Source organism: Nocardia sp. NPDC004722 (assembly GCF_053601505.1).
Map to the genome: position 1 here is coordinate 1 of NZ_JBSGBY010000313.1, position 10,011 is coordinate 10,011.

At 67.3% G+C, this 10,011-nt stretch carries 10 protein-coding genes; 3 read left to right on the forward strand and 7 right to left on the reverse strand.

Annotated elements, in window-relative coordinates:
• Positions 1 to 676 (forward strand): PucR family transcriptional regulator (locus ACWELQ_RS26925; protein ID WP_452399835.1); only part of this gene is annotated, 676 nt, incomplete at its 5' end.
• Between the two features lie 112 nt (positions 677 to 788).
• Here ACWELQ_RS26925 and ACWELQ_RS26930 read toward each other — a convergent pair.
• The 5 genes from ACWELQ_RS26930 to ACWELQ_RS26950 form a co-directional block, all read right to left on the reverse strand.
• Entirely contained in the window at positions 789 to 1,757 is a 969-nt protein-coding gene (locus ACWELQ_RS26930) for an AurF N-oxygenase family protein (RefSeq protein ID WP_452399836.1), read from the reverse strand.
• A 131-nt stretch (positions 1,758 to 1,888) separates the two neighbouring features.
• Positions 1,889 to 2,614, reverse strand: a complete 726-nt coding sequence (locus ACWELQ_RS26935) for a TetR/AcrR family transcriptional regulator (protein ID WP_452399837.1) — start codon at positions 2,612 to 2,614, stop codon at positions 1,889 to 1,891.
• Positions 2,615 to 2,638: 24 nt separating this feature from the next.
• A complete protein-coding gene (locus tag ACWELQ_RS26940) occupies positions 2,639 to 3,430 on the reverse strand; it encodes a polysaccharide deacetylase family protein (protein WP_452399838.1) in 792 nt (263 codons plus the stop codon).
• A 67-nt stretch (positions 3,431 to 3,497) separates the two neighbouring features.
• A complete protein-coding gene (locus ACWELQ_RS26945) occupies positions 3,498 to 4,298 on the reverse strand; it encodes a polysaccharide deacetylase family protein (RefSeq protein ID WP_452399839.1) in 801 nt (266 codons plus the stop codon).
• Between the two features lie 159 nt (positions 4,299 to 4,457).
• Positions 4,458 to 5,162, reverse strand: a complete 705-nt coding sequence (locus ACWELQ_RS26950) for an SDR family oxidoreductase (RefSeq protein WP_452399840.1) — start codon at positions 5,160 to 5,162, stop codon at positions 4,458 to 4,460.
• Positions 5,163 to 5,326: 164 nt separating this feature from the next.
• Between ACWELQ_RS26950 and ggh the strand changes: the two genes are divergently transcribed.
• Complete coding sequence (ggh, locus tag ACWELQ_RS26955) at positions 5,327 to 6,667, forward strand: glucosylglycerate hydrolase (RefSeq protein WP_452399841.1); 1,341 nt, start codon at positions 5,327 to 5,329, stop codon at positions 6,665 to 6,667.
• A gap of 84 nt (positions 6,668 to 6,751) precedes the next feature.
• Positions 6,752 to 7,504, forward strand: coding sequence for a glycoside hydrolase family 25 protein (locus ACWELQ_RS26960; protein WP_452399842.1), 753 nt, complete (start codon positions 6,752 to 6,754; stop codon positions 7,502 to 7,504).
• On the opposite strand, the gene ACWELQ_RS26965 is transcribed toward ACWELQ_RS26960, so the two are convergent.
• Together ACWELQ_RS26965 and ACWELQ_RS26970 are read right to left on the reverse strand one after the other, a co-directional pair.
• Positions 7,501 to 8,226, reverse strand: coding sequence for an amino acid ABC transporter ATP-binding protein (locus ACWELQ_RS26965; RefSeq protein WP_452399843.1), 726 nt, complete (start codon positions 8,224 to 8,226; stop codon positions 7,501 to 7,503). The two genes, ACWELQ_RS26960 and ACWELQ_RS26965, sit on opposite strands and share 4 nt — an antisense overlap.
• Positions 8,223 to 10,004 carry an ABC transporter substrate-binding protein/permease gene (locus ACWELQ_RS26970; protein ID WP_452399844.1) on the reverse strand — a complete coding sequence of 594 codons (1,782 nt, stop codon included), beginning with the start codon at positions 10,002 to 10,004 and terminating at the stop codon, positions 8,223 to 8,225. The genes ACWELQ_RS26965 and ACWELQ_RS26970 overlap by 4 nt, the downstream gene beginning before the upstream one ends.
• Between the last annotated feature and the right edge of the window lie 7 nt (positions 10,005 to 10,011).

The following is a 10,011-nucleotide window of genomic DNA, read 5'->3' on the forward strand; positions in this document are numbered from 1 at the left end:
GAACCGCGCGGCCCTGCTCGGCATCGACCTGCGCCGCCCCCATGTGCTGGTGGTGGTCGACCACGGCGACCATCGTCGAATGGCCACCTGGACAACGGGATACGGCATCTCCCACCACGGCCTCGCGGCCACCCGCGGCGCGCACACCGTCCTGTTGCTGCCCGGTGCGGACCCCGCCGCCATCGCGGGCCGGATCGGCCGCGAACTGACAGCGGCGCTCGGCTCCCGCGCCACCATCGCGGCCGCGGGACCGGCGGACCTACCGGCCGGCACCGAGGCCGCCTACCGAGAGGCGGTTCGCTGCGTGCGCGTCCTACACGCCCTCGGCCGCACCGGAACCGCCTGCAGCGCCGCCAATCTGGGCTTCGTCGGCCTGCTGATCAGCGACGACGCCGACACACCCGGCTTCCTCGACGACACCCTCGGCCCCGTCGTCGACTACGACGCCCGCCGCCGCACCGAACTCATCCACACCCTCGAAACCTATTTCGCCACCGGTTGCAGCCTCACCGCCAGCGCCAAACAACTCCACGTCCACGTGAACACGGTCACCCAACGCCTCGACCGCATCACCGGCCTCCTCGGCGAAGGCTGGCAACACCCCAACCGCGCCCTGGAAATCCAACTAGCCCTCCGCCTACACCGACTCCGAGAGTCCGCGGTGTTCACCGCCTGATTCGTCGCTCACCGGTCGCGCGCGACCATTGCCGCCACGATCATCCGAGCCAACCCGCACAGTTCCTCGAAATCCTCATCCAGCCAGGGTGATCGGACCAGGAGGCCCATAGTCACGCGGCCTTCCGGGCGGGTTCGCTGCGGTAGCGCGAGGGCGCGCCGTCGATGCGGCACAGGCGCCACAGGATGCGGGCTACGGGGTTCATCAGGTCGAGTTGTTCGGCGAGCATGCGGACGTCGGCGAAGAAGTCGCGCAGCATTTTTCGGGCTTCGGGGGTGCGCCAGAAGATGTCGCGGACGACCGAGTGCGGGACGTCGCAGTCGTGGCGGAACTTGCGGGTGGGGACGGCGATGAGGTCGCAGATGATGCGCATCGTGGGGGCGAAGACCAGGGAGAGCGCGAACTTCTTGATCGGGCCCAGTTGCGGCACATGGTGTTCGAGGTACTGGTGCGCGAAGCTGATGTGGCGCGCCTCCTCGGCGACGTGGATGGTCATGACGCGCTCGAGCATGGGGTGGGTGCGGTCGCCGCCGCGCAGCACGGTCTTCTGGGCGTGGTCGATGGGTTCCTCGCCCGCCAGCACCATGACGAAGAACCATTCGGGGAACAGCGAGGCCAGGAACGGGACCAGCGGGCCGACCACCCGAACCCAGGAGCGCATGCCCGCGACATCCATGCCGACGCGGTTGACCACCTCCTGGAACATCATGGTGTGGTTGCACTCCTCGATGGCTTCGTGTGTGCAGTAACGGAATTCGGGTGAGCCGTTGGGCACCGAGAACACGTATTGCATGAGGCCACGAATGAGCAGGTTCTCGAATTGCAGCCCGACCTTGGCGACATTGGCCTGCCGCCACATGCCGATGTGGATCTGCCGTTCCCGCGGCAGCGCCTGGTACCAGGGGTGCGCGCCGAAGGGGTCGGTGGGCGGGAGGATCCAGCGGTCGTCGTCGGCGCGGACCACGAAGTCGGGGTGATCCCAGTCGATGTCGACGTACGGATCGAAGCGCTTGTTGACCGATCCGTCCGAGAGCGTGCCGAGCGATTCGGTGTAGTCGTCGAGGCCGGGGGATGTGTTCACGGCGTTCTCCCTGTTTCGGGTGACCGCGACATCATGTCGCGGTAAGACCGACGGTACCGGTCACGACATGCCGAAACAAGAGTGATCGCGACACAATGTCGCGCACACTCCGTGACAAAAGGGGAGAAGAGTCAGAGATCGAGCGGCGCGGGCGGGTCCGCCAGCAGCTCCGCGATGGGCCGCTCCGGGTCGACGACGAAGCCGCGCGTGCGGGCCATCGCGTCGAACAGGGCCCAGATCGAATCACCGAGCAGGCGGGTCAGCTCGGCCTCGTCCAGATCGGCCGGACGCGTCTCAAGCCACCGCGTCACGCCACCGTCCACCAGCGAGACGATGGCGAAGGCGGCCGGATCGATGCCCGGATGCTGTTGCCCGACAACGCTCGCCGCCAGCGTGAACAGCTGCGCGACCCGCTCGGCGATGGCCGCCTTGGTGCCGACCACCACGGCCTGGCCCGCCGGGTCGGCGCTGCCGGGTCCGCGCTCGATCCAGCCGTGCAGCCGCGCGTGCACCGCCACCCAGCCGACATAGGTGCCGACAATACGAACGATGGTGTCGCGCAGTCCTTCCTGCGGGTCGAAGTCCGGCATCACCAGCTCGACCACGTTCTCGACCGCGAACTCCCGCGTCTTGGCGTCCAGATCGCCACGATCGGCGAAGTGCCGGTAGACCACCGACCGCTTCACTCCGGCCCGGTCGGCGATCACCTGCAGCGGAATGTCCGCGCCCGGTGTGGATTCCTCGATCAGCTCGACATACGCGGCGATGATGGCGCGGCGGCGCTCGACATTGTGCTCGCCCCAGCGACCACCCGTCGCCTCCGCTCTGCCCGCGGCCTCGGCCCTGTCCACCGCCATGCGGTCAAGCATCCCATCCGGGAACTAGCGCGGCGGGATCAGGACATCGTTGAGGGTGACCAATTGCAGATTGCGTTCACGGATGATGTCGGAGAGCTGGTCGTAGAGGTGGGTGACCGTCGGGCGGTTGGCGTGGCCGATGACGATGGCCTGAGCCCGGAACCACTGCCGCGCGGCATCCAGCAGCATGGCGTCGTTGATGACGGTATTGGTGTCGTTGAGGCTGCCGTACCACATGGTCGGCACGGTGTAGCCGCAGTCGGCGGCGACCGCGTCGACACCGCCGTTGTGGCGGCCGTAGGGCGGGCGATAGTACGGGGTGCCGTCGGTGCCGTACTGGTTCCAGAGGAAGTCCTTGCAGCGGTTGAGCTGATCGGCGATCGCGCCGCCGGATAGTCGCGTCAGGTCCGGATGATCCCAGGTGTGATTGCCCAGCTGGACCTGACCGGAATCGACCAGGGGGCGCAGCGCGTCGCGGTGGTCGAGCCAGCCCGGGTAGTAGGCGGTCACGAAGAAGGTGAACCGCGCGCCGGTATTGCGGGCGAAATCGATGAAACCGCCGATGGTTTCGGAGCTCGCGCCGTCATCGATGGTGAGCGCCATGTGATTGCCGTCGCCGGGCAGCGCGTTGATGGTGCCGGTCCCGATCGGTGTCTTGGGCCCGAAATCCGGTGTCACCTGCGGCAATCCCGGAATCTGCGGGACGATGCCGGAGGATCCGGTGTCGAAGGGGAAGTCGGCGCGCGCCTCGCCGGTGCCCAGCAGGGTGGCAGCCGTGCCCGCCGCCAGCATCGTCAGCAGCCGTCGTCTGTCCATGTCGAACCTCATTCCCTCACTGCGGCGCCCCTGGCGCCGGAACTTCCACTCCCCCACCGCGACCCGGTCAGGTCGGCGACACCAGGACGTCGTTGAGCGTCACCAGCGACAGATTGCGGCTCCGGATGATGTCGGTCATCTGGCCGTAGCAGTGGGTGACCGCCGGATGGTTGGCATGCCCGATGACGATGGCCTGCGCATTGAAATACTTTCGCGCGCACTCGATCAGGTAGTCCTCGGTGATGACACCCGAGTCCGACAGCGAGCCGTACCACATGACGGGAACGGTGTAGCCGAGATCGGCCGCCACCTTGTCGACCGTAGCATCGTGACGGCCGTAGGGCGGACGGAAATAGGGACCGCCGTCCACGCCGAAGTTGTTGCGCAGGAACGTCTTCGCCTTGGCGAGCTGGTTGGACACCTCGGCCGCGGACAGTTTGGTGAGGTCCGGGTGATCCCAGGTGTGATTGCCCAGCTGGATCTGGCCCGACTCCACCAGCGGCCGCAACGCGGCGCGATGCGTGGTCCAGGAGTCGTAATAGGCGGTGACGAAGAATGTGAACCGCGCGCCGGTGTCCTTGGCGAATTGGATATACGCGCCGACGACTTCCGGACTCGCGCCGTCATCGACGGTGAGCGCCAGATTGCTGCCCGTGCCGGGCAGGGCGGTGATGGTCCCGGCGGGAATGTGCGCCTTCGGCGCACCCGAGGGCACGGGCAGCGCCTGCGGCACCGGCGACGGCGCGGGCGTGGTGGTGGGACCGCTGATCCGCGGCGTGACCTTGTGCGGAGCCGGATCGGCAGAGCAGCCCGTCAGGGCTGTCGCAGTGCCCGCGGCGAGCAAGGCGAGCAGCTGTCTTCTGTCCATACCTGTCGATCACTCCGAGATATATATTTTTGCGGCCTTGCCTCCCTCGCAGGGCTCATCTTTTATATCCACAGGTAGTGAACCGAACACGAAATCTGTGCGAAATGATTCGAATTCAGCGGAGAAATTAAGGCTGCTCTCAGTGTGGGAGTACAGGACTCAACGTGCGATGGGCCGCAACACGATCTCGGTGGGATGCGCGTCACGCGGGGTCTCCACCGCATTGCGCACCGCCCGCGCCACCGTCTCCGCGGTGAGGAACTCGCGCGGCTCGTAGGCCCGCCCCTCACCCGCGATGATCTCGCGCTGCATATCGGTGTCGATCCGGCCCGGGTGCACCGACGTCACCCGCAATGAAGGCTCTTCGAGCCGCAGCGCGTCGCCGAAGGCGCGCAACCCGAACTTGCTCGCCGCGTACACGCCCCAGCCCGGATTCGCCCGCAGCCCCGCACCCGAATTGATCAGCACCACATGCCCGTTGGCGGCGCGCAAGGCGGGCAGCAACAGCCTGGTCAACTCCGCGACCGCGATCAGGTTGCCTTCCAATGTATTCCGCCACTGCGCGACCGTGGAATCGGCTATCGTTCCCAGGTCGGCGATTCCGGCATTGTGCACCAGTACATCCAGCCGTTCGATGCCCTCGACCGCGCGCGCCACCGCCGCGTAGTCGGTGAGCTCGACCGGCCACCCGGTCGAGCCGGGCAGCTCACCCAGGATCGGCTCCAGGGCCTGTGGGGAGCGTGCGCCCAGCAACAACCGGTGAGTAGGGGCGAGTTCCCGCGCGATCGCCGCGCCCAGCCCCCGGCTGGCCCCGGTGATGAGGGCGGTCGGCGGGTTGGTGCTGGTCTTCGCGGAATTCGCCATGTGATCACCGTAACCGCGTGGGGTCGGGCTGCGATGCTTCGGTCGGGCACACCAACGCTCGACTGATTCATGAGAAGGCGAACGAAGTGCAATCTGGCGATCAGGAGCCGTCCTCCAGCCCGGTCCACCGCGCGTACCTGCGAGTCCCAGCGCAGAATAGGGCGATGACGCACCCGGGATTCACGCCCACCCAGCTCGCGGCCCGCGCGGCCTACCTGCTGCGCGGCAATGACCTGGGCACCATGACCAGCGCCGCACCGAAGCTGTACCCGCACATGTGGAGCTGGGACGCGGCCTTCGTGGCCGTCGGCCTGGCCCCGCTGAGTGTGGAGAGAGCCGCGCTCGAACTCGACACCCTGCTGTCCGCGCAATGGCGCAACGGCATGATCCCGCACATCGTCTTCGCCAATGGCGTGGACGGCTACTTCCCGGGACCCTCGCGCTGGGAATGCCGTCGCCTGGCCGCCGACGCGCCGGACGGGCCCGACACCTCCGGCATCACCCAGCCGCCCGTGCATGCCATTGCGGTGCAGCGGATTCTGGACCACTCGCGCCGCCACGGCCGCAGCACCCGTGCGGTGGCCGAGGACTTCCTGCACCGGCGCTGGGGCGATCTGATGCGCTGGCATCGTTGGCTGGCGTATGCCCGCGACCCCAAGCAACACGGCCGCATCACGCTGTACCACGGCTGGGAGTCCGGCATGGACAACTCGCCGCGCTGGGATCGCGCCTACGAGAACGTGATTCCGGGCCCGGACCTGCCGCCCTACCAGCGGGAGGACCTGCAGGTGGTCGGCGACGCCACGCAGCGGCCCAGCGACCGCGAGTACGACCGCTACATGTGGCTGGTCGAGCAGATGCGCCGCGCGGGCTACGACGACTACCAGCTCGCCTCGACCATGAGCTTCGCCGTCGAGGACGTGTTCGTGACCGCCATCTTCGCGCTGGCCTGCGATGTGCTGGCCAATATCGGCGAGGATTACAAGCAGCCGCACGCGGACGTGCGCGAACTCTACGAGTGGGCCGATTACTTCCGGGCGGGCGTGGTCGCCACCACCGACCCGCGCAGCGGCGTGGCCCGCGATTTCGATGTGCGCGCGGACAAGTGGATCGAGACCGAGACCCTCGCCTGCTTCGCGCCGCTGCTGTCGGGCGGGCTGCCGCGTGACGCCGAACGCCGGCTGCTGCGACTGTTCGAGGGCCCGCGCTGGTGCGGGCATCCGGATCTGCGCTACGCGCTGCCGCCCTCGACCTCCCCGGTGTCCAAGGACTTTCGCCCGCGCGAGTACTGGCGCGGCCCGGTGTGGCCGGTGATCAGCTGGCTGTTCTCGTGGGTCTTCGCCCGCCGCGGCTGGGCCGAGCGGTCGTTCATGCTGCGCGCGGAGGGCCTGCGCCAAGCCAGTGACGGCAGCTTCGCGGAGTACTACGAACCGTTCACGGGTCTGCCGCTGGGCAGCATGCAGCAGTCCTGGACCGCCGCTTCGGTGTTGGATTGGCTGGGCTAGCCGACACCGATAGCTAACGATTGGCGAATGTCACACGGCCAGCCTTCACGGCTATGAGAACCGTCCGGCCTAGCCTTTTTTGGCATGACCGGACGAAGCCTGATGAAAGTGTGCACAGTCGCAGTCACCGGCATCCTGATGGCTATCCCCGCCGGGGTGGCCACCGCCGACGTCGAGGGCCCGGATGTGGCCTCCTATCAGCACCCCGGCGGCAGCGGCATCAACTGGTTCGGCGTGCGCGCGGCCGGGTACCAGTTCGCCATGCTCAAGGCCACCGAGGGGCTCAGCTACGTGAACCCCTTCTTCGTCCAGGACAGCCTCGCCATGCGGGTGGCCGGAGTCGCGCGCGGCACATACCATTTCGCGCGCCCCGCCGAATCGCCGGAACTCCAGGGCGCGTTCTACTCGGCGCTGGTGCTGGGCCAGAACGGGCTGCTGGACCTACCCCCGGTGCTCGATCTCGAGGACTCCGGCGGCCTGCCTCCGGACGCCCTCATCGACTGGACGCACCGGTATCTCAATACCGTGCAGGCCATGACGGGTCGTCGGCCGATCATCTATACCTATCCCCGCTTCTGGCGTACGGCCATGGCCGACACCAACCAGTTCACGTCCTACCCGCTGTGGATCGCCGACTATCGGGGCAACGACCAGCCCGAAGTGCCCGGCGGCTGGCCCGGTTGGACCTTCTGGCAGACCACCGACTCCGGATCCATCAATGGCATCGGCGCGGGCGTCGACCTGAATGTGTACAGCGGAGCCCAGGGCGATTTCGCCGGTCTGGCCAATCTGCCCTTCAGTGGCAGCGCCAGCGGATCCGGGCGCGGCAGCAGCTAGAGCACCTGCGACAGGAACTGCCGCAGGCGCGGGGTCTCCGCGTTCTCGAAAAGGGCCTCGGGCTTGCCGGTTTCGACGACCTGACCGTGATCCATGAACACCACCCGATCGGAAACCGAACGGGCGAAGCTCATCTCGTGGGTCACGACGACCATGGTCATGCCGCCGCCCGCCAGCTCCGACATGAGCGCCAGCACGCCCTTCACCAGCTCCGGATCCAACGCGGAGGTGGCCTCGTCGAAGAACATGATGTCCGGCTTCATGGCCAGCGCTCGCGCGATGGCCACTCGCTGCTGCTGACCGCCGGACAGATTCCCCGGGCGCGCATCTGCTTTCCCGGCCAGCCCGACCGCCTCCAGCTGTTGCACCGCCAGCGTGCGCGCCTGCTCCTTGGACAGGCCGTGCAGCTTGCGCGGGCCCAGCGCCACATTGTCGGCGGCGCTCATGTGCGGGAACAGATTGAAATGCTGGAACACCATGCCGATGCGCTGCCGCAGCCGGTCCGGGTTCTCCCCCAGCACCGACTTGCCGTCCAGCAGGATGTCCCCGGCATCGGGTTCGTGCAGCCGGTTGAGCACCCGCAGCAGCGTCGACTTGCCGGAGCCGGACGGGCCGATCACGGTGGTGGTCTTGCCCGCGTCCACGTGCACGTCCACGCCGCGCAGAATCTCGTTGCGGCCCAGCGTCAATCGCAGGCCGGTGCCGGTCAGGGAGGCACTCATGCTCCACGCCCTTCGGTGATGACGGCCTGTTCGAGTGGTTCGGCGGATCCGGCCGAGCCGGATATGGCCCCCGGCTGCGGGCGACCCTCGCGCATGCGTTGGTCGATGTAGTTGACCAGGTGCGTGAGCGGCACCGTCAGCAGCAGGTACATCAGGCCCGCCGCGACCAGCGGCGACAGATTGCCGGTCTGCGCGTTGAGATCCCGTCCCACCGCGAACAATTCGCGCTGGGTGGCCAGCAGGCCCAGGAAGTAGATCAGCGAGGAATCCTTGATCAGCGCGATGAACTGGTTCATCAGCGCGGGCAACACCCGGCGCACACCCTGCGGGATCACCACCAACGCCATGGCCTGCCGGTACCCGAAACCGATGGCGCGGGCCGCTTCCAGCTGCCCGGCCTCCACCGACTGGATGCCGGAACGGAAGATCTCCCCGATGTACGCCGACGCCAGCAGCGCCAGCGCGATCGCGCCCAGCCAATACGGGTTGTTGCCGGTGAGGTTCTTGACCAGCGGGCCCACACCCAAGCCGATGATCAGGATGATCACCACGGCGGGCAGACCACGGAAGATATCGGTGTAAACCCGTGCGGGCCAGCGCAACCAGCGGGTGCGGGAGATGCCCGCCACCGCCAGCAGCATGCCGAGCACGGTGCCGAGCAGACCCGAAACCAGCGCCAGGATCAGGGTATTGGGCAGACCCGTCTTGATCAGATCGGGAAAGGCCTTGCGGTACAGCGACCAGTCGAAGAAGGTGTCCTTCAGCTGCGCCAGCGTGGATTTCGGTGCGACACCGCTGTTGTCGGGCTTGTCCTTGGCGTGCTCGGCGGCGATCTCGGTGAAGTTCGGCCAGTCCGGTGCGGCGACCGCCTTGGAACCCGGCTTCCAGCCCGGCGGCGGCTGTCGCGGCACCCAGTCCTCGTACAGCTTGAGGTAGGTGCCGTCGGCGATGACGGCGTCCAGCCCGGCATTCAGCGCGTCCGTCAGTGGCTGGTTGCCCTTGCGCACCGCCCAGGCCGTGAAGTTGTTGACGCTGAAGGTGTTCTGCACGATCGAGGTCGGGTCACCCGGCTTGATCGCGCCGATGGCCTGCTGCGAGGGCGCGACCCACGCATCGATCTGGCCGGACTTCAGGTTCGCGTAGGCGGTGTTGTAGTCGGGGAACTTCACCGGATCCAGGTGCAGTTCGTTGACGACGTACTCGTCCTGCACGGTGCCCTGCACGACACCGATCCGATTGCCCTTGTGCAGATCCGCGAAACCCTTGATGCCGCTGCCGTTCGGCACCACCAGCGAGAAATAGCCGAAGTCGTAGCCGTTGGTGAAGTCGACCAGCTGCCGCCGCGCGTCGGTGGTGGTGATGCTCGAGGAACCCACGTCGAAGCGGTTGTTGGCGACCTGGGCCAGCAGGCCCGCGAATTCGGTGCCCGTGAACTCCACTTGCAGGCCGAGTTTCGCGCCGATCGCCTTCAGCAACTCGTTGTCGAAGCCGGTGAAGACGCCCTTGGAGTTCACGCAGATGCTCGGCGGCGCGTCCGACAGGGTGCCGATGCTCAGCTTGCCGGGCGTGAGCAGCCCCAGCTTGCCGATATCGATCGTGTTCAGGGGTGTGGTGGTGGCGGTGGTGAACCGGTCCGCCCCGGCGTCGCGCTGTCCGGACGCCAGATTGGTGGGCGCGGCGCTGGCGGCGGCCAGGCCGGGTGGCGAGCACAGATCACCGTTGTCGGCCGCGGCACCGCCCGCGCCGAGCGTGACGGTGCCGAGCAGGCCGACCAGCAAAACTCCC

Excerpts from the sequence above, each read along its gene's own strand:
- ACWELQ_RS26945 (WP_452399839.1), bottom strand. The coding sequence starts at position 4,298 with ATGGACAGAAGACAGCTGCTCGCCTTGCTCGCCGCGGGCACTGCGACA.
- ggh (WP_452399841.1), top strand. The coding sequence starts at position 5,327 with ATGACGCACCCGGGATTCACGCCCACCCAGCTCGCGGCCCGCGCGGCC.
- ACWELQ_RS26965 (WP_452399843.1), bottom strand. The coding sequence starts at position 8,226 with ATGAGTGCCTCCCTGACCGGCACCGGCCTGCGATTGACGCTGGGCCGC.
- ACWELQ_RS26935 (WP_452399837.1), bottom strand. The coding sequence starts at position 2,614 with ATGGCGGTGGACAGGGCCGAGGCCGCGGGCAGAGCGGAGGCGACGGGT.
- ACWELQ_RS26960 (WP_452399842.1), top strand. The coding sequence starts at position 6,752 with ATGACCGGACGAAGCCTGATGAAAGTGTGCACAGTCGCAGTCACCGGC.
- ACWELQ_RS26940 (WP_452399838.1), bottom strand. The coding sequence starts at position 3,430 with ATGGACAGACGACGGCTGCTGACGATGCTGGCGGCGGGCACGGCTGCC.
- ACWELQ_RS26950 (WP_452399840.1), bottom strand. The coding sequence starts at position 5,162 with ATGGCGAATTCCGCGAAGACCAGCACCAACCCGCCGACCGCCCTCATC.